This window comes from Acidovorax sp. MR-S7, from assembly GCF_000400995.2.
In the GTDB taxonomy this organism is placed as follows: domain Bacteria; phylum Pseudomonadota; class Gammaproteobacteria; order Burkholderiales; family Burkholderiaceae_C; genus MR-S7.
The window spans coordinates 46,799-63,172 of sequence record NZ_DF238893.1 but is presented as its reverse complement, the minus strand read 5'-3'; the positions used below and the strand labels follow the sequence as shown (position 1 = coordinate 63,172).

The window sequence follows — 16,374 nt, the reverse complement described above, 5'->3', positions numbered from 1 at the left end:
TGAATAAAGCAAATGACGCCGGGCCTGCGCCGGGCAATGGCTATCGGGAGCGTAGTGGCGAAGCCGCGCCGCTCCTATCCACTAATCAGTAGGGGTGCGGGCGTGCTGGAGTAAGGCGAACTGGAGGACATCCACCGGTTGTGGGACGAGATCACCGACTTCGATGCGGGCCAGACCGACGCGGCTGCCCGGCACCTGCAGGAGCGGCTGTGCCGCATGGTCGGTGCCTGGAACTCGACCTGGGGCGGGGCGATCCGCTTCGATCCGGGCAGTGCGGTCGGGGACCCGCTGCAGGGCTGGCGTGTGGCCGTCACGCGGCTGCTTCACCCCTTCGAGGCGCCTGTGGAGGACGGACCGTTCAAGGAGCTGCAGGAGCGCTGGAACCGCCGCGACATGGACCCGTCCTTCCTGCTGCCCATGCGCGGCGTGGGCACGTTCAGGACCTACGGGCACCGGCGCGACATGCCCGCGGACTGGTTCGACGGCCCGGTCTACCAGGCCTTCTGCGGCCGCTACGGCACCGTCGATTCGGTCTGGGTGGGCTTCCCGATCAACGGCGACGCCGAATCGCACTTCGGGTTCTACGCGCGGCATGTCTTCACCGAACGCGAGATCGCGCTGCTGGCCTATGCGCTGCGCGGTATCAAGTGGTTCCACCGGCAGGTGATGCTCACCAGCGGCCCGCTGGTGGCCAGGGCACCCTTGACGCCCACCGAGCGCAAGGTGCTCGGGCTGCTGCTGACCAAGGCGCCGGAAAAGCGCATCGCCGAGCAGCTGGGCCTGGCTGTTTCCACCACCCACCAGCACGTCGTGGCGCTGTTCCGCAAGTTCGGCGTGCGCAGCCGTGCCGAATTGATGAGCCTGTGGCTGAGCGGGCCGTGCTGACACCGGTTCCTATGGTTTTGATAGCTGCTTGCGCTGGATGGACAAGCGCTGCAGGCCCAAAAGACTAAAAATGCAATCCCGCCCCATGCCACCCTCCTTGCCGCCGCCCTGCGTGCTGGAGCGCCTGCACACCCACGACGTGGAGCCGGCACTGCGCTTCGATGCCTGGCGCGAGCGTGCGCACCAGTGGGTGGAGATGCTGCCTCCGCCGCCGGGCGCCGCACTGGAGGTCGAGCTGCTGATGCTGCGCGGCGGCGGCAGCGTGTTCGGCACCATGGCGTCGACGGCCTACGACATGCGCGCGGCGGCGCGCCCTGGCGCCGTTGCTCGCGGCGCAACTGGGCCATTTGGCGCTGCTGGCGCGGCAACCCCGGCACGTCGATGCGGCCGAGTACGCGGGCCTGCTGGACGCCACCCGCGCGCTGGCGCTGCTCACGCTGCGCAACCTGGGCCGCCAGGGCAACAGCACCGACCTGGCCGATACCCACGAGAGCCTGCACGCCGGCCGCCGTGCGGCGGCGCTGCGCTTCATGCAGCTGCATGCCCATCGTGCCGACCTGGATGCCGCGGCCATCGCGCGCGGCGTGGGCTGCTCACGCACCCGACTCTACGAAGCCTTCGCGGCCGAAGGCCAGACGGTGATGGGCGCGCTGCGCGAGTTGCGCCTGCAGCGCGCCCAGGCGCTCATCGTGCGAAGCCCGCGGCTGCACGTGGGCGCGCTGTCGTGGCGCTGCGGCTTCGCCAGCCCGTCGGACTTCGCCAAGCTGTTCCGGACGCGCTTCGGACTGTCGCCCACCGAGTGGCACCAGCGCGCACGGCCCGCAGGCGCGTGAGCGCGCTCAGCGCCGGAACGCGTCGCGGATGGCGGCGGGGTCGTCCGCGATGAGCCCGTCCACGCCGCCGCTGCCCAGGATGGCCCGCGCCTCGGCCAGCGCGTCGCCCCGGTCCGCAGGGTTCGTGCCCTTGCGGTAGGCGGGGGGCAGGAACTGGTTTTCCGGCCGCAGCGTCCAGACGTGCACGACCAGGCCGGCCGCCTTGGCCTCGCGCGTGGCGGCCGAGGGGGCGATCCAGCGGCCCTTGTCCATCGCCATCGCCAGCTGGCGCGGCAGGGCCACGCCCTGGGCATAGGCGGCGATGGCAGCCATGCCTTGCGCGGAGGCCATCTGCGCATAGGTCGCGCCCTGCGTGGCGCGGTCCGGCGGGCCGCCCTTGCCGCCCAGCAGCTGCAGGATGCGCACGGGGCTGCGCGCGCGCAGCTCCTTGAGCACCTGCACCTCGAACGACTGCACGATCACGGGCGCCTGGGCGCTGCTCCATTGGTTGCGCTCCAGGAACTCCAGCAGCGCACGGCCCAGGTCGAGCCCTTGGGCCTGCAGGTAGGCCGCGTGCTTGAGCTCGATCAGCAGGCCCGCCGTGCGGCCCGTCCGGGCGGTGTGCGCCTTGGCCAGGTCGGCCACCTCCTGCAGCGTCAGCAGCGGGTGCTGGCCGTCGTGCGCCGCGCTGCCGGGGCGCAGCTGGGCGAAGCGCTCCACGGTGCGCAGGGTCTTGAGCTCCTGCAGCGTGAAGTCTTCCGCGAACCAGCCGGTCTGGCGGACGCCGTCCACCGTCTTGGTGGTCTTGCGCTGCGCGAATTCGGGCCGCGTGGCGACGTCGGTCGTCGCGAACGGCGTGCCTTCGCCCACTTCGGGCGCCGCCAGGGCGGCATCGTGCCGCACCACGGGCACGCCGTCCCTGCTCAGGACCACGTCCAGCTCCAGCAGGTCGGCGCCGTCCTGCAGGGCCTGCACGAACGCGGGCTGGGTCATCTCCGGGTAGAGCGCCGAGGCGCCCCGGTGGGCGCTGAGCGCGGGCACTGGCGGCCAGGGCGCTTGCGCCTGGGCGTTGGGCAGGGCGAAGGCAGCGACGGCACAGGCCAGGGCATGGCGCAGCAGGAAGGACATGGAAGGCTCCTTGGGAAGCACGGCCGCCACTGTACCGCCTGTCCCTGCGCGGCAGGCGCGGCTACTCCACGCGGATGTTGCGCTCGCGTACCAGCTGGCCCCAGCGGGTGGTTTCCTGTGCCAGGAAGCGGCGGAATTCCTCGGGGGTGCCGCCGCCGGCGGTGGCGCCGATGCCCTCCAGCTTGGGCTCCATGTCGGGAGCCCGGATCGCGGCGGTGATGTCGGCCGCCAGCTGCTGCACCACGTCGGCCGGCGTGCCGCCGGTGGCGAAGATGCCGTACCAGGCCGACGCCTCATAGCCCGGCAGACCCTGCTCCGCGATGGTGGGCACGTTGGGCAGCCAGGGCAGGCGCTTGGCCGAGGTCACGCCCAGAGGAATCACCCGGCCCGACTTGATGTGCTGCAGCACGCCGTTGTCGAACATGACCTTCACGCGGCCGCTCAGCAGATCCTGGTGCGCCGGCGCGCTGCCTTTGTAGGGCACGTGCGTGAGCTGGACGCCTGCCATGCTGGAGAACAGCTCGCCCGACAGATGGGTGGACGTGGCCAGCCCGGTCGAGGCGAACGAGATGGAGCCCGGCTCCGCCTTGCCGCGCGCGATCAGGTCCTGCACGCTGCGGATACCCGTTTCGGGAGCGGTCACCAGCACGTTGGAAATGGTGGTGAGCACGGTGACGGGCGCCAGGTCGCGGGCCGAGTCGTAGGGCAGCTTGTCCATCAGGATGGGGTTGAGCGCGAACGGCATGGCGGTGAGCAGCAGCGTGTGCCCGTCGGGGGCGGCCTTGGCCACCGCGTCGGTGGCGATCACGGTATTGCCGCCGGGCTTGTTTTCCACGATGACGGGCTGCTTCCATTTCTCGGACAGGCGCTGGCCGACCAGACGGGCCTGCATGTCGGTGGCGCCGCCCGGTGGATAGGCCACGATGATGCGCACCGGCTTGGTGGGCCAGGCCGGGGCCTGGGCGCCAGCACCCGAGGGCGCCAGCAGCGTGGACAGGGGCAGGAGGGCGAGCAGGGTTCTGCGGAGGAGCTTCATGGTTTGTCTCGTCTTTTTGTGAAGTGGGGCTTGCGGGAAAAAGGGGTGGGTCAGCTTTGCTGGATCCAGGCGCGTATCGGCTCCACCCACGGGCCGGGGTCGAGCAACAGCGCCTGGTGGCCGTAGCGGGTGCTCACCACGGCCTCATGGGTAGCCAGAGGAAAGGGTGGCGGGAACAGGGCATCGGAAGAGGCGTAGAGCAGGGTGGTGCCGTCCGGGCTGCGCTCTAGCGCGAAGCCGAGCGCCGCTGCGCGCAGGCGCCACAGCGCGGCCGCATTGAATTGCAGTGCCCATCGGTCGACGGCTTGCCATTCCCGCGCGAGCGCGGCGTCTCCATGGTCTTGTGCCCATTCGCGCACGCCGGCGTGCAGCAGGACGGACCGGCGGAAGTCCGCGCGTGCGGCGGCATCGGTGAGCCCGCGCAGGAACGCGAGCTCGTCCGGGTTGCCGCGCCCGCGGGGCGCGGTGCACAGCCCCAGCACCCGGCGCACCCGCCCGGGGTGGCTGGCTTTGAGCTGTTGCGCGACGTAGCCGCCGAAGGAGTAGCCGATGGCGCCCGCCAATTGCGCTATGCCCAGGTGGTCGAGCAGCCGGGCGATGGCCTGCGCCATGCCCTCCACGCTCGCATGGGTGTGCGGTGCGCCCTCCCAGCAGGAGCCGTAGGCGGAGCCTGGCAGGTTCACGGTCAGCACCTGCACGCTGTCCGTGTCCAGGGCCCGGCCCGGACCGGCCCAGGCCGCGGCCCAGCCGCCATCAATCGCGTCAGGATGCGGGGCCAGGGCATGGTGGCTGCCCGCATAGCCGTGCAGGATCAGGTAGGCGGGAGCATCCTCGGGGCCGCAGCGCGTGTAGGCCAGCCGCAAGTTCACAGGCGTGCCATCGGCAAGGCGGAAGCCGCCGATGTGCAGGTGCTGCGTTGCCACGGAGTGCATGCGGCTGGCGCTCAGATGGGGCGCTCGCCGCGCACTGTGGTGCGGTACAGGCTGCGGTACTGGCCGGGCGGCAGGTCGCGCGTGGTGGCGCTGTGCATGGTGGAGCGGTTGTCCCACATCACCACGTCGCCGGGGCTCCAGCGGAAGTCGTAGCGAAACTGCGGCTGGACCGTATGCTCGAACAGGAAGTCCAGGATGCGGTCGCTTTCCTCACGGGGCAGGCCCACGATCTCGGCCGTCATGCCCTTGTGCGCGAAGATGGATTGGCGGCCCGTGTCGGGGTTGGTGCGAATCAGCGGGTGCACCACGTCGGGGGTCTGGTTCTTCTGCGCGTCGTTCAGTTCGACCTGGGTGCTTTGCCCGTCGGTGGTTTGCTTGCGGCGGTAGCGGTGGACGGCTTGCAGCCCCTGCAGCCGTTGCTTCCATTCGTCGGAGAGGGCTTCATAGGCAGCCTCCATGTTCACGAACAGCGTGTCGCCTCCCTCGGGCGGGATTTCCAGCGCGTTCAGGATGGTGGCCTTGGCCGGCTGTTCCTGGAACGCCAGGTCGGAGTGCCAGTAGGAGCCGCCATCGGAGATGCCCATGGGCTTGCCATCCACGACGCGGTTGGACAGGCGGAAGATTTCGGGATGCTCCGGGTGGTTGTACTGCGACAGGATGTGGACTTCCAGGGGGCCGAAGCGGCGGCTGAAAGCGATCTGCGCCTCGGCCGACAGCGACTGGTTCTTGAAGCACACCAGCTTGTGGTCCACGAACAGCCGGTGCAGGCGGTCGAACGCCTCTGGGTCCAGCGCGCTGCCCAGGTCGATGCCGTCGATGGCAACGCCGAATCGCTCGGAAAGCGGGGAAATCTGCATGGGGTTTGTTTCCGATCAATGAATGGCGAACAAATGTTCGCTAATAACTCTATCGGCATTGGGTTAGGCTGTTAAACGCGCTGCGCGCCGTGCGCGCGGCGGTGAACATGGAGAACGTATGGAACGCAAGGGGGTGGCCGCGGCTGCCGGGAACGAAGGGAAACGCGAATTTCTCGATGCTCTGGCCAACGGCCTGCAGTTGCTGGAAATGTTCGATGAGCAGACGCACAGCGTCACCATCCAGTCCGCCGCGGAGCTGCTGGGCATCACGCGGCCGGCCTCGCGGCGCATCCTGCTGACGTTGGCCGAATTGGGCTACCTGCAGGTGCGCGACCGCTTCTTCTCGCTTGCGCCCAAGTCGATCGAGCTGGGCTACCGCTATTTCCGCTCCCTGGGCCTGGCGGCCTCGGCGCGGCCCCACCTGTTCGCGCTGTCCCGCGAGATGGGTGTGGGCGTGGCGCTGGGCGTGCTGTCTGGCCCGGATGTGCTGTTCATCGAGCGGATCGAGGCGGACCGGCCCATCAAGCTGGATCTGCGTGCCGGCGACCGGCTGCCCGCTTTCGCGCATTCATTGGGCAGGGTGCTGCTGGCGCAATTGCCACCCGCGCAGCTCGCGGACCACCTGCCTGCGGGCGCGCTCAACCGGCTCGCGCCGCATACCGTCACGACGCGCGCGAGCCTCCATCAGGAGCTGTCGCGTATCCGCGAACGCGGGTGGAGCTTCGTCAATTCCGAACTGGTGCACGGATTGTTCGGTGCTGCCATCGCCTTGCCCAGTGCCACGGGGTGGAGCACGGTCGGGCTCAACGTGACCTCCATCGGCGAGCCCTGGACGACGGAAGAAGTGGAGCGGCGCATCGTGCCCGCCCTGCACGCCTGCGCGGAGAACATGAAGCCGATCACCGACGCATTGGCGTAGCCGCAAGGCTGCCTCTATAGCGACGTGCCCCGCAGCACGCGCCGGTACTGCACGGCCTCGGCCACGTGGGCCGTGCCCACCATGTCGCTGCCCGCCAGATCGGCGATGGTGCGGGCCACTTTCAGCGCCCGGTGCGTGCTGCGTGCCGACCAGCCCAGGCGCGTGGCAGCGGTCTGCAGGAACTGCGCGGCGGCGTCCTGCAGTGCCAGGTGCGTGTCGATCTCCTGCCCCTGCAGCGCGTGGTTGGGCTTGCCCTGGCGCGCCAGGGCCCGTTCGCGCGCGGCGGCCACGCGTGCGCGCACGGCGTGGCTGGCCTCGCCCGGCGGGGCGTGCAGCAGTTCCTGCGGGGGCAGGGCGGGCACTTCCACGTGCAGGTCGATGCGGTCGAGCAGCGGGCCGCTCAGCTTGCCCTGGTAGCGCGCGACCTGGTCGGGCGTGCAGCGGCAGGCGCGCTGGGTGGAGCCCGCGAAGCCGCATGGGCAGGGGTTCATGGCGGCGATGAGTTGGAAGCGCGCGGGGAACTCGGCGCGCTGCGCCGCGCGGGCGATGGTGATGCGGCCGGTCTCCAGCGGCTCGCGCAGCGCCTCCAGCGCGCTGCGGGCGAACTCGGGGAATTCGTCCAGATACAGAACGCCTTCGTGGGCCAGGGAGATCTCGCCGGGCCTCGGCGGTGAGCCGCCGCCCACCAGGGCCACGGCGCTGCTCGTGTGGTGCGGGCTGGCGGTGGCGCGCTGCATCCATTGCGCGGGCGTGAAGCGCCCGGCCAGGCTGGCGATGGCTGCGCTTTCCAGCGCCTGCTCCACGTCCATGGGCGGCAGCAGGCCGGCGAAGCGCTGGGCCAGCATGGACTTGCCCGAGCCCGGCGGGCCCACCAGCAGCAGGCCGTGGCCGCCGGCGGCGGCGATCTCCAGCGCGCGCTTGGGAGCGGCCTGCCCTTTCACGTCGGCGAGGTCGGGGCCGCTGGCGGGCATGGGCGGCGGCGTGGACTGCAGGCGCTGCCAGCCATCGGCTTGGGTATCGGGGCCGGGGTCCACGGGCAGGAACTGGCGCACCACGTCCAGCAGGTGGCGCGCGCCGTAGATCTCCGTGCCGGGCACCAGCGCGGCCTCCTCGGCGCTGCCGAGCGGCAGCACCATGCGCGCAGGCTGCTCCTGGGTGCGCAGCGCCAGCGCCGTGGCCAGCGCGCCGCGCACCGGCCGCAGCTGGCCGGACAGCGACAGCTCGCCCGAGAACTCCCAGCCCGCCAGCCGCGCGGCATTGATCTGGCCGCTGGCCGCGAGCAGCCCCAGGGCGATGGGCAGGTCGAACCGGCCCGAGTCCTTGGGCAGGTCGGCGGGGGCGAGGTTGACGGTGATCTTCTTGTTCGAGGGGAACTCCAGCCCCGCGTTCTGCAGCGCGGAGCGCACGCGCTCGCGCGCCTCCTTCACCTCGACCTCGGCCAGGCCCACCAGCGTGAAGCTGGGCAGGCCATTGGCCAGATGCACCTCGACGGTGACGGCGGGCGCCTGTAGGCCCATCAGGGCGCGGCTTTGCACCAAAGCAAGACTCATTGCGCGGACTCTCCCCAATCTGGTGCGCGATGGACCTGCTCCCGTGCACGCATGTCGCCAAATGTAGCGGCAACGGCGCCTGGCACGCTCCATGCATTGCAGGGATGCATCCGCTTTCAACACATCCCGGAGGAACCATGTCCCCTGCATCCCTGAAGTCCCTGAGCCTGGCGCTGGCCGCTGCGGTCGTGCCCACCCTGGCGAGCGCCGAACTGACGGCCAACGTGTCGCTGACCAGCAACTACAAGTTCCGCGGTCAGGACCAGGACGTGAACCGCATCAAGGGCGTGAACCCGGCCATCCAGGGCGGCTTCGACTACACCTTCGGCGAGAGCGGCTTCTACGTGGGCAACTGGAACTCCAGCGTCGACTGGCTGGACGGCAACTCGGTCGAGGTCGATTTCTACGGCGGCTACAAGTTCAAGGCCGGCGACGTGGACCTGGACGTGGGCGCGCTCACCTACGTCTACCCCGGCAACACCAACGGCAACACCACCGAGCTGTATGGCGCGGCCACCTTCGGGCCGCTCACGGCCAAGTATTCGCACACCGTCTCCAAGGACTACTTCGGCTGGGCCGGCGCCAAGACCTCCAGCCTGAAGGGGCGCAATACGGGCTACCTGAACCTGGCCTTCGCGCAGGAGGTGGCGCCCTCGGTCACGCTCAAGGCAGCCGTGGGCTTCACGCGCTTCGCCAGCGACATCAAGGACCTCGGCGTGCCCAACTACGTCGACTACAGCGTGGGCGGCGCCTACGACTTCGGCGACGGCCTGTCGCTGTCGGCCATGGTGGCGGGCGCCAACAAGAAGGGCTTCTTCGGCGACGCGAACAAGGCGCGCCTGATCCTCACGCTCACCAAGACCCTCTAACCGATTTCCAAGGAGCCGATCATGAAAATGGTCACCGCCATCATCAAACCCTTCAAGCTAGACGAGGTGCGCGAGGCGCTCTCCGACATCGGCGTGCAGGGCATCACCGTGACCGAGGTGAAGGGCTTCGGGCGCCAGAAGGGCCACACCGAGCTGTACCGCGGCGCCGAATACGTCGTGGACTTCTTGCCCAAGGTGAAGATCGAGGCCGCTGTGTCCGATGACCTCGTCGAGCGTGCCATCGAAGCCATCGAGGGCTCGGCCCGCACCGGCAAGATCGGCGACGGGAAGATCTTCGTGGCCGACCTCGAACAGGTCGTGCGCATCCGCACCGGCGAAACGGGCAAGGAAGCCCTCTGACCTACCGCAACGGAGAAATGCCATGAAAAAACTGCTTGCTTCCCTGTTGCTCGGCATGAGCCTGCTGGCCGGCGGCACCGCCGCGCTGGCGCAGGCGCCCGCGGCGCCCGAAGCCGCCGCCGCTGCACCCGCTGCCGCGCCCGCCGCCGAAACGGCCGCACCGGCTGCGGCACCCGCCGCCGAAGCGCCCGCGGCTGAGGCGCCCCCGGCTGAGGCGCCTCCGCCCAAGATCGACTCGGGCGACACCGCCTGGATGCTCACCTCCACACTGCTCGTGATCCTCATGACCATCCCGGGCCTGGCACTGTTCTACGGCGGCCTGGGCCGCAGCAAGAACATGCTGTCGGTGCTCATGCAGGTGTTCGTGATCTTCTCGCTGATCTCCGTCCTGTGGTCGCTCTACGGCTACAGCCTGGCGTTCTCGGGCGAAGGCAAGTTCTACGGCGACTTCGCCAAGGTCTTCCTCAAGGGCGTGAACATGGAGACCTTCGGCGCGCTGGCGACCATTCCCGAGTACGTGTTCGTCTCGTTCCAGGGCACCTTCGCGGCCATCACCGTGGCGCTGATCGTGGGCTCGTTCGCCGAGCGCATCAAGTTCTCCGCCGTGCTGATCTTCGCGCTGCTGTGGTTCACCTTCAGCTACGTGCCCATGGCCCACATCGTCTGGGGCGGCGGCCTGCTGGGCGCCGACGGCGCGCTGGACTTCGCGGGCGGCACCGTGGTGCACATCAACGCCGGTATCGCGGGCCTGGTGGGTGCGTACCTGGTGGGCAAGCGCATCGGCTTCGGCCGCGAGGCGTTCACACCCCACTCGCTGACGCTGACCATGGTGGGCGCATCGCTGCTGTGGGTGGGCTGGTTCGGCTTCAACGCCGGCTCCGCCGGTGCCGCCAACGCTGCTGCCGGCCTGGCCTTCGTGAACACGGTGCTCGCCACCGCAGCCGCCACGCTGTCGTGGATCGCCGGCGAGGCGCTGCACAAGGGCAAGGCCTCGATGCTGGGCGCTGCCTCCGGCGCCGTGGCGGGCCTGGTGGCCGTCACGCCCGCCGCGGGCTTCGTCGGCCCCATGGGCTCCATCGTGATCGGCCTCATCGCCGGCCTGGTGTGCCTGTGGGGTGTGGGCGGCCTCAAGCGCATGCTGGGCGCCGACGACGCGTTCGACGTGTTCGGCGTGCACGGCGTGGGCGGCATCGTGGGCGCCATCCTGACCGGCGTGTTCGCTGCGCCCAGCCTGGGCGGCGTGCAGGGCGCGGACTTCGCCATGGGCCACCAGGTGTGGATCCAGGTCAAGAGCGTGCTGTTCACCATCGTGTGGTCGGGCGTCGTGTCCTTCATCGCCTACAAGATCGCCGACCTGCTCGTGGGTCTGCGCGTCTCCGAAGACGCCGAGCGCGAGGGCCTGGACATCAGCTCCCACGGCGAAACGGCCTACCATCGCTGAACCGGCAACCTGTTACTTCCAAGGAACTTCGGCCCGCCTCGCGCGGGCCTTTTTTATGGGGCGGGCCGTGCGGGACAATCACGCGCATGCACACACCTTGGAAGTCGCTTGCCGCAGGGCCCGCGCAGCTGGGCGAATCGCCGTTCTGGCACCCCGCCGAGGAGCGCCTGTACTGGGTGGACATCGCGGGCCGTGCTCTCTGGCGCAGCGATGCCGGAGGCGGCGGCGCGCAGTGCTGGCCCATGCCGGCCGAGCCCGGCTGCATCGCGCCCGCGCGCCAGAGCGGTGCCGATGCGGGCCTCGTGGTCGCGCTGCGCGACCGCATCTGCCACGCGCCCGCGTGGGGCGGGCCGCTGGCCGAGATCGCCCGCCTGCCGATCGACCCGGCCACCGAGCGCGCGAACGACGGCAAGTGTGATGCGCACGGGCGCTTCTGGGTGGGCACCGTGCACGAGCCCGCGAGCGGGCCGCGCCAGCCTGTTGCCGCGCTGTACTGCATCGACGCGCGCAAGGGCTCTGTGCGCCGCATGCTGGACGGCGCGCGCACGGCCAACGGCCTCGCGTGGTCGCCCGACGGCCGTACGATGTACTGGACCGACACCCCTGCGCACGAGATCCGCGCGTGGGACTGCGACGGGCACGGCGAGCCGGTGGGTGCGCCGCGCGTGCTGCGCGCTTTCGCACCCCGGCAGGACGGCGCGCCCTACGGCGGCCGCCCCGATGGCGCTTGCGTGGATGCCGAGGGCGCCTACTGGTGCGCGCTCTACGAAGGCGCGCGCGTGCTGCGCCTGTCGCCGCGCGGCGAGGTGCTGGCCGAGCTGCCCGTGCCGGTGGAGCGCCCCACCATGCCCTGCCTGGGCGGGGCCGACGGGCGCACGCTGTTCGTCACCTGCGCAAAAGGGCCGGTGTTGCGCACGCGTGTCGACGTGCCCGGCCTGCCCGTCGCGTGGTGCGAGATCGGAGGCGCGCGATGAAAGTCCCGCCGCTCAACCCCCTGAAGGTCTTCGAGGTCGTCGCGCGCACCAGCAACCTCACGCTGGCGGCCAGCGAGCTGAACGTGAGCCAGTCGGCCGTGAGCCGCCAGATCGCCGTGCTGGAGGAATACCTGGGCGTGCAGCTCTTCACGCGCGAGCGCGTGGGCGTGCGCCTGACCGAGGTGGGCGAGGGCTACGCGCGCCGCATCGGCCCGGCGTTCGAGGAGATCGCCGCCGCCACCGAGGCCATCACGCGCAAGTATTCGAACAACGTGATCCGCCTGCGCACCTACACCACGCTCACCGCGCGCTGGCTCATCCCGCGCCTGCCGCGCTTCAAGGCGCTGCACCCCGAGGTGGAGGTGGCCATCACCAACAGCAGCGCGCCGCTGGACTTCGGCGCCGAGCAGTGCGACCTGGCCATCGTGCTGGGCGACGGCCACTGGCCCGGCGCCGAGGCGGTGCTGCTGCTCGAAGACATCGTGGAGCCGGTCTGCGCGCCCGGCTTCATGGCGGCCGGCGCCGCGCCCGCCGAGGCGCTGCGCGGCAAGCGCCTGCTGGTCTCCAAGTACCGCAAGGACGACTGGCCGCGCTGGCTCGCGCACGCGGGCCTGCCGGAGCTGTTCGACACGGCCGAGAAGATGATCTTCAGCAGCTCCATCCTCACCTGGCAGGCGGCGGTGGACGGGCTGGGCATCGCCATCGGCCAGCCGTACATGCTGGAGGCGGACTTCCAGGCCCGCCGCCTCGTGCGCCCGTTCGGCAGCCCGCTGCGCACGGGCAAGGGCCACTACCTCGTCACGCCCGCGCTGCAGCGCTACTCGGGCAAGATCGCTGCGTTCAAGGACTGGCTGCTGGCAGAAGCTATGGAAAAGTGAGCTGCTCGCGCTTGCTGCATAAGCGCTAGAGCTCGATTGGGTTCATAACCCGCCCGGCATCTGATGCCGGGGCTACGCGGCCGCTGCGAAGGGCTCGATGGACTCCAGTTCTTCCGCGAGTTCCATCCTCGCAGTATCCGCGTCGTACTGCCCCTGGAGGTTCATCCAGAACTCCACGGACGTTCCGAAGAACCGGGCAAGCCTGAGCGCCGTGTCGGCCGTGATCGAGCGGCCATGCTTGACGATGGCCGCGATGCGGGTTTGAGGCACGTGAATGGCTTGGGCCAGCCGGTATTGGGTCAGGCCCATGGGTTCCAGAAATTCGGTGGCAAGGATTTCGCCGGGGGTGGGGAGGGGCCGGGTCATGTTCGCGCTCCTTTGCTATGCGTCAATGGAAACACCAACGAGATGTCTTCGTCAAGAAAGCGGATTAAAGCGGCCATACCCGGAAGCACTATGTTTTCCGTACCAGCCGGTAGATCACCGGGTAGTAGTTCATCGCATACCCGCGCGCGCAGGCCGCCTCCAGCAGCGCGGCCGTGGCCTGCGCCACGGCGGGCTGGATGCCCGAAGCCTGCGCGAGGCCCAGCGCCAGCTTCAGATCCTTGAGCGCGTAGGCGGTGGGGAACAGCTTCTCGGGGAACACGTCCGTCGCCAGCCGCTCGCCCGTGAGCTTGAGCGCGAACGAGTCGGCCGATCCCAGCCGCAGCACGCTCGCGAGCAGGCCCTTGTCCACGCCCGCTGCCTCGGCGATGGCCATGGCCTCGGCCAGCGCGTTGACGGTGGAGAGCAGCACCATGTTGTTCATGATCTTGACCACCTGCCCCGCGCCCACGGCGCCGCAGTGCACCACGTCGGAGCCCATGCAGCGCAGCCACGGCGCCACGGACTCGAACAGGTCGGCCGGGCCGCCCACGGTGATGAGCAGCGTGCCGTTGTTCGCGGCCTCGCGGCTGCGGGCCACCGGCGCGTCGAGGAAGCGCACGCCCAGCGCGGCCAGCCGCTCGGCCAGCGCGCGGGTGCGCGGCACGTCGCTGGTGCTCATGTCCACCACGGTCTTCACGCTGCCGCCGGGGGCGACGAGCGGGTTGGTGCCCAGGCAGACTTCTTCCACCTGGTCGATGGAAGGCAGCGAGAGGAACACCGTGTGCACCGTCTCGCGCAGCGCGCGCACGCTGGAGGCCACGGCGCCCAGCGCCGCGAGGCGCGCCACGTTGTCGGCCTGCACGTCGGCCACGTGCACCGGCAGGCCGCTCTTGGCGAGCAGGTTGCGGCACATGCCTTCGCCCATCACGCCCACGCCGACGAAGCCCAGCACCGTGCTCATGCCGACGCTCCCTGGCGCACGCATTTGACGCGCAGGAATTCCATCAGGCCCTCGATGCCGCCTTCCGAGCCCAGGCCGCTGTCCTTGTGGCCGCCGAAGGGCGTTTCGGGCAGCGATGCCTGCCACTCGTTGATGCAGACCACGCCGCTGTCGATCTCGCCCGCGAGGCGGTGGGCGCGCTGCAGGTTGTTGGTGAACGCATAGGCCGCCAGGCCGAAGGGCAGGCGGTTGGCTTCGGCGATGGCCTCATCCAGCTCGCCGAACGGGCTGATGAGCGCCACGGGGCCGAAGGGCTCGATGTTCGCCGCGTCGCAATCGCGCGTGGGCCGCACGAGCACCGTGGGCCGGTAGAAAAAGCCCTCGGTGCCGATGCGCTCGCCGCCCGTGGCGACGGTCAGGCCGCGGTCGCGCGCGTCCTGCACCAGGCGGTCGATGGATTGCAGGCGGCGCGGATTCTTCAGCGGCCCCATCTGCGTGGCCGCGTCGAACGGGTCGCCCACCTTCAGCGTCTGCGCGGCCTGCACGAAGCGTTCGCGGAACGCATCGAACACGCCCGCCTGCACCAGGAAGCGCGTGGGCGAGGTGCAGACCTGCCCCGCGTTGCGGTACTTGGTGGCCACGGCGGCGCGCGCCACGCGCTCCACGTCCACGTCGTCGCAAACGACCACCGGCGCATGCCCGCCCAGCTCCAGCGTGGCGCGCTTCATGGTCAGCGCGGCCTTGGCCCCTATCTGCTTGCCGACCGCGGTGGCGCCGGTGAAGGTGACCATGTGCACCTGCGGCGATGCGCAGAGCTGGTCGGCGATGGCGCCGGGCTCGCCGAACACCAGGTTGACCACGCCGTCGGGCACGCCCGCGTCCTGCACGGCTTTTGCGATGTGCAGCGCCACGCCGGCCGTTTCTTCCGAGGGCTTGATGACGATGGTGCAGCCGGCGGCCAGCGCGCCGCTGATCTTGCGCGAGGGCGTGATGGCCGGCGCGTTCCAGCCCGCGAACGCGGCCACCACGCCGATGGGCTCCAGCGCCACGGTCTGCGTGATGCCGCCAGCGCGCGCGGGAATCGTGCGGCCGTAGATGCGGCGCGCCTCCTCGGCCGCCCACTCGAACATCTCGGCGGCGGTCACCACTTCCTTCTGCGCCTCGCCGAAGGGCTTGCCCAGCTCGCGCGCGATCTGCGTGGCGATGGCGTCGCCGCGTTCGCGCATCAGCGCGGCCACGCGGCGCAGCAGCACCGAGCGCTCCAGCGCCGAGGTGCTGCGCCACGCGCGCAGGGCGCCCTCGGCCGCGTCGATGGCGGCCTGCACGTCGGCCGGGGCGGCATGGGCGTAGTCGCCCAGCGGCTGGCCCGTGCTCGGGTCGATGACGGTGAAGCGTTCGGCGGACGTGCCCTGGCGGAATTCGCCCGCGATGAATTGGGAGTACTGCATCAGTCGGCCTTGATGTTCGAGGTCTTGATGACCGAGGCCCAGCGCTCGGTCTGCGTCTTGATGTGGTCGGTGAACTGCTGCGGCGTGCCGGTGAAGGCGTACTGCTCCATGGGCCCGAGGCGTGCCAACACGTCCGGGCGGGCCATGATCTCGTTCACGGCGGCGTTGAGCTTGGCGACGATGGGCTCGGGCACGCCCTTGGGGCCCATCAGGCCGTTCCACGGCTCGGCCGCGAAGCCGGGGTAGCGGTCGCCCAGCGTGGGCACGCCCTCGCCGCCGCGCCCCGCCACGGCGCTGGCCGAGGCCAGCACGCGCATCTTGCCCGCCTTGACCTGCGGCAGCGCCACCGAGCCCGCGAGGAAGGCGAAGTCCAGCCGTCCGGCGACGAGGTCGGTCACCGCTGCCGAGTCGCCCTTGTAGGGCACGTGCACCGCGTTGATCTTGGCCTCGTGCTTGAACCATTCGCCCGCGAGGTGGTTCACCGCGCCGTTGCCGGCCGAGCCGTAGCTCAATTGCGAGCCGCTGGCGCGGCCCTGCTTGAGCAGTTCGTCGAGCGAGGTGATGCTGGACGACGCGGGCGCGACGAGGAAGTACGGGTAGCTGGCCACGAGCGCGATGGCCGTGAAGTCGCGCAGCGGGTCGTAGGCGGTCTTTTGCAGCGTGGGGATGATGGACAGCGTGCTGCTGCTGCCGAACATCAGCGTGTAGCCGTCGGGCGCGGCCTGCTTGACGAGGTTGGCCGCCACACCACCCGATGCGCCCGCCTTGTTGTCCACCACGAAGCTCTGCTTGAACTTCGTGGAAAGCTGCTCGGCCACGATGCGCGCCACCACGTCGGTCGGCCCGCCCGCGGAAAAGCCCACCACGATGGTCACGGGCTTGGCTGCGGGCCAGTCGCTTGCGGGCTGTGCGAAAGCGGTGCCGGCGGCGAGGGCGATGCTGCCCAACAGGAAGGCGCGTTTGTTGAATGCGGTCATCA

Annotated in this window: 18 protein-coding genes; 8 read left to right on the top strand and 10 right to left on the bottom strand. The window is 70.0% G+C overall.

Features of this window, described 5'->3' with window-relative positions:
* The first annotated feature begins 138 nt into the window (after positions 1–138).
* Entirely contained in the window at positions 139–885 is a 747-nt protein-coding gene (locus tag AVS7_RS01450) for a helix-turn-helix transcriptional regulator (protein WP_020226730.1), read from the top strand.
* A gap of 9 nt (positions 886–894) precedes the next feature.
* Here AVS7_RS01450 and AVS7_RS24985 read toward each other — a convergent pair whose 3' ends face one another.
* Positions 895–1,161: a hypothetical protein gene (locus tag AVS7_RS24985; RefSeq protein ID WP_234449954.1), complete on the bottom strand. Its 267-nt coding sequence runs from the start codon at positions 1,159–1,161 to the stop codon at positions 895–897.
* A gap of 47 nt (positions 1,162–1,208) precedes the next feature.
* On the opposite strand from AVS7_RS24985, the gene AVS7_RS01445 reads away from it, so the two are divergent.
* Positions 1,209–1,718: a helix-turn-helix transcriptional regulator gene (locus tag AVS7_RS01445; protein WP_020226729.1), complete on the top strand. Its 510-nt coding sequence runs from the start codon at positions 1,209–1,211 to the stop codon at positions 1,716–1,718.
* 6 nt (positions 1,719–1,724) lie between these two features.
* Here the strand turns inward: AVS7_RS01445 and AVS7_RS01440 are convergent, their stop codons facing one another.
* The 4 genes from AVS7_RS01440 to AVS7_RS01425 all read right to left on the bottom strand — a co-directional run bounded on the left by AVS7_RS01440 (position 1,725) and on the right by AVS7_RS01425 (position 5,650).
* Positions 1,725–2,825, bottom strand: coding sequence for a glycerophosphodiester phosphodiesterase family protein (locus AVS7_RS01440; RefSeq protein WP_020226728.1), 1,101 nt, complete (start codon positions 2,823–2,825; stop codon positions 1,725–1,727).
* A 61-nt stretch (positions 2,826–2,886) separates the two neighbouring features.
* Entirely contained in the window at positions 2,887–3,861 is a 975-nt protein-coding gene (locus AVS7_RS01435; protein ID WP_020226727.1) for a tripartite tricarboxylate transporter substrate binding protein, read from the bottom strand.
* A gap of 50 nt (positions 3,862–3,911) precedes the next feature.
* Positions 3,912–4,793: an alpha/beta fold hydrolase gene (locus tag AVS7_RS01430; RefSeq protein ID WP_020226726.1), complete on the bottom strand. Its 882-nt coding sequence runs from the start codon at positions 4,791–4,793 to the stop codon at positions 3,912–3,914.
* An 11-nt stretch (positions 4,794–4,804) separates the two neighbouring features.
* Positions 4,805–5,650, bottom strand: a complete 846-nt coding sequence (locus AVS7_RS01425) for a TauD/TfdA family dioxygenase (protein WP_020226725.1) — start codon at positions 5,648–5,650, stop codon at positions 4,805–4,807.
* Positions 5,651–5,768: 118 nt separating this feature from the next.
* On the opposite strand from AVS7_RS01425, the gene AVS7_RS01420 reads away from it, so the two are divergent.
* Positions 5,769–6,569 carry an IclR family transcriptional regulator C-terminal domain-containing protein gene (locus AVS7_RS01420; RefSeq protein WP_020226724.1) on the top strand — a complete coding sequence of 267 codons (801 nt, stop codon included), beginning with the start codon at positions 5,769–5,771 and terminating at the stop codon, positions 6,567–6,569.
* 14 nt (positions 6,570–6,583) lie between these two features.
* Here the strand turns inward: AVS7_RS01420 and AVS7_RS01415 are convergent, their stop codons facing one another.
* Entirely contained in the window at positions 6,584–8,119 is a 1,536-nt protein-coding gene (locus tag AVS7_RS01415) for a YifB family Mg chelatase-like AAA ATPase (RefSeq protein WP_034689682.1), read from the bottom strand.
* Between the two features lie 137 nt (positions 8,120–8,256).
* On the opposite strand from AVS7_RS01415, the gene AVS7_RS01410 reads away from it, so the two are divergent.
* From AVS7_RS01410 to AVS7_RS01390, 5 genes are all read left to right on the top strand, one after another.
* Positions 8,257–8,988, top strand: coding sequence for a TorF family putative porin (locus AVS7_RS01410; protein WP_020226722.1), 732 nt, complete (start codon positions 8,257–8,259; stop codon positions 8,986–8,988).
* Positions 8,989–9,009: 21 nt separating this feature from the next.
* A complete protein-coding gene (gene glnK / locus AVS7_RS01405) occupies positions 9,010–9,348 on the top strand; it encodes a P-II family nitrogen regulator (RefSeq protein ID WP_020226721.1) in 339 nt (112 codons plus the stop codon).
* 22 nt (positions 9,349–9,370) lie between these two features.
* A complete protein-coding gene (gene amt / locus AVS7_RS01400) occupies positions 9,371–10,789 on the top strand; it encodes an ammonium transporter (protein WP_020226720.1) in 1,419 nt (472 codons plus the stop codon).
* A gap of 86 nt (positions 10,790–10,875) precedes the next feature.
* Positions 10,876–11,763 carry an SMP-30/gluconolactonase/LRE family protein gene (locus AVS7_RS01395; RefSeq protein ID WP_020226719.1) on the top strand — a complete coding sequence of 296 codons (888 nt, stop codon included), beginning with the start codon at positions 10,876–10,878 and terminating at the stop codon, positions 11,761–11,763.
* Positions 11,760–12,641, top strand: coding sequence for a LysR substrate-binding domain-containing protein (locus AVS7_RS01390; RefSeq protein ID WP_020226718.1), 882 nt, complete (start codon positions 11,760–11,762; stop codon positions 12,639–12,641). Before AVS7_RS01395 ends, AVS7_RS01390 begins: the two co-directional genes overlap by 4 nt.
* A 72-nt stretch (positions 12,642–12,713) precedes the next feature.
* On the opposite strand, the gene AVS7_RS01385 is transcribed toward AVS7_RS01390, so the two are convergent.
* From AVS7_RS01385 to AVS7_RS01370, 4 genes are all read right to left on the bottom strand, one after another.
* Positions 12,714–13,007 carry a HigA family addiction module antitoxin gene (locus AVS7_RS01385; RefSeq protein WP_020226717.1) on the bottom strand — a complete coding sequence of 98 codons (294 nt, stop codon included), beginning with the start codon at positions 13,005–13,007 and terminating at the stop codon, positions 12,714–12,716.
* A gap of 88 nt (positions 13,008–13,095) precedes the next feature.
* The gene (locus AVS7_RS01380) at positions 13,096–13,968 is read right to left on the bottom strand and encodes an NAD(P)-dependent oxidoreductase (protein ID WP_020226716.1); all 873 of its coding nucleotides are present in this window, start codon (positions 13,966–13,968) and stop codon (positions 13,096–13,098) included.
* On the bottom strand, positions 13,965–15,395 hold the full coding sequence (locus tag AVS7_RS01375; protein ID WP_020226715.1) for an NAD-dependent succinate-semialdehyde dehydrogenase: 1,431 nt from the start codon (positions 15,393–15,395) through the stop codon (positions 13,965–13,967). Before AVS7_RS01375 ends, AVS7_RS01380 begins: the two co-directional genes overlap by 4 nt.
* The gene (locus AVS7_RS01370) at positions 15,395–16,372 is read right to left on the bottom strand and encodes a tripartite tricarboxylate transporter substrate binding protein (protein WP_020226714.1); all 978 of its coding nucleotides are present in this window, start codon (positions 16,370–16,372) and stop codon (positions 15,395–15,397) included. Before AVS7_RS01370 ends, AVS7_RS01375 begins: the two co-directional genes overlap by 1 nt.
* Positions 16,373–16,374 lie beyond the last annotated feature (2 nt).

Coding starts and splice junctions, on each gene's coding strand:
- AVS7_RS24985 (WP_234449954.1), bottom strand. CDS start 1,161: ATGGTGCCGAACACGCTGCCGCCGCCGCGCAGCATCAGCAGCTCGACC.
- AVS7_RS01440 (WP_020226728.1), bottom strand. CDS start 2,825: ATGTCCTTCCTGCTGCGCCATGCCCTGGCCTGTGCCGTCGCTGCCTTC.
- AVS7_RS01435 (WP_020226727.1), bottom strand. CDS start 3,861: ATGAAGCTCCTCCGCAGAACCCTGCTCGCCCTCCTGCCCCTGTCCACG.
- AVS7_RS01430 (WP_020226726.1), bottom strand. CDS start 4,793: ATGCACTCCGTGGCAACGCAGCACCTGCACATCGGCGGCTTCCGCCTT.
- AVS7_RS01425 (WP_020226725.1), bottom strand. CDS start 5,650: ATGCAGATTTCCCCGCTTTCCGAGCGATTCGGCGTTGCCATCGACGGC.
- AVS7_RS01420 (WP_020226724.1), top strand. CDS start 5,769: ATGGAACGCAAGGGGGTGGCCGCGGCTGCCGGGAACGAAGGGAAACGC.
- AVS7_RS01415 (WP_034689682.1), bottom strand. CDS start 8,119: ATGAGTCTTGCTTTGGTGCAAAGCCGCGCCCTGATGGGCCTACAGGCG.
- AVS7_RS01410 (WP_020226722.1), top strand. CDS start 8,257: ATGTCCCCTGCATCCCTGAAGTCCCTGAGCCTGGCGCTGGCCGCTGCG.
- glnK (WP_020226721.1), top strand. CDS start 9,010: ATGAAAATGGTCACCGCCATCATCAAACCCTTCAAGCTAGACGAGGTG.
- amt (WP_020226720.1), top strand. CDS start 9,371: ATGAAAAAACTGCTTGCTTCCCTGTTGCTCGGCATGAGCCTGCTGGCC.
- AVS7_RS01395 (WP_020226719.1), top strand. CDS start 10,876: ATGCACACACCTTGGAAGTCGCTTGCCGCAGGGCCCGCGCAGCTGGGC.
- AVS7_RS01390 (WP_020226718.1), top strand. CDS start 11,760: ATGAAAGTCCCGCCGCTCAACCCCCTGAAGGTCTTCGAGGTCGTCGCG.
- AVS7_RS01385 (WP_020226717.1), bottom strand. CDS start 13,007: ATGACCCGGCCCCTCCCCACCCCCGGCGAAATCCTTGCCACCGAATTT.
- AVS7_RS01380 (WP_020226716.1), bottom strand. CDS start 13,968: ATGAGCACGGTGCTGGGCTTCGTCGGCGTGGGCGTGATGGGCGAAGGC.
- AVS7_RS01375 (WP_020226715.1), bottom strand. CDS start 15,395: ATGCAGTACTCCCAATTCATCGCGGGCGAATTCCGCCAGGGCACGTCC.
- AVS7_RS01370 (WP_020226714.1), bottom strand. CDS start 16,372: ATGACCGCATTCAACAAACGCGCCTTCCTGTTGGGCAGCATCGCCCTC.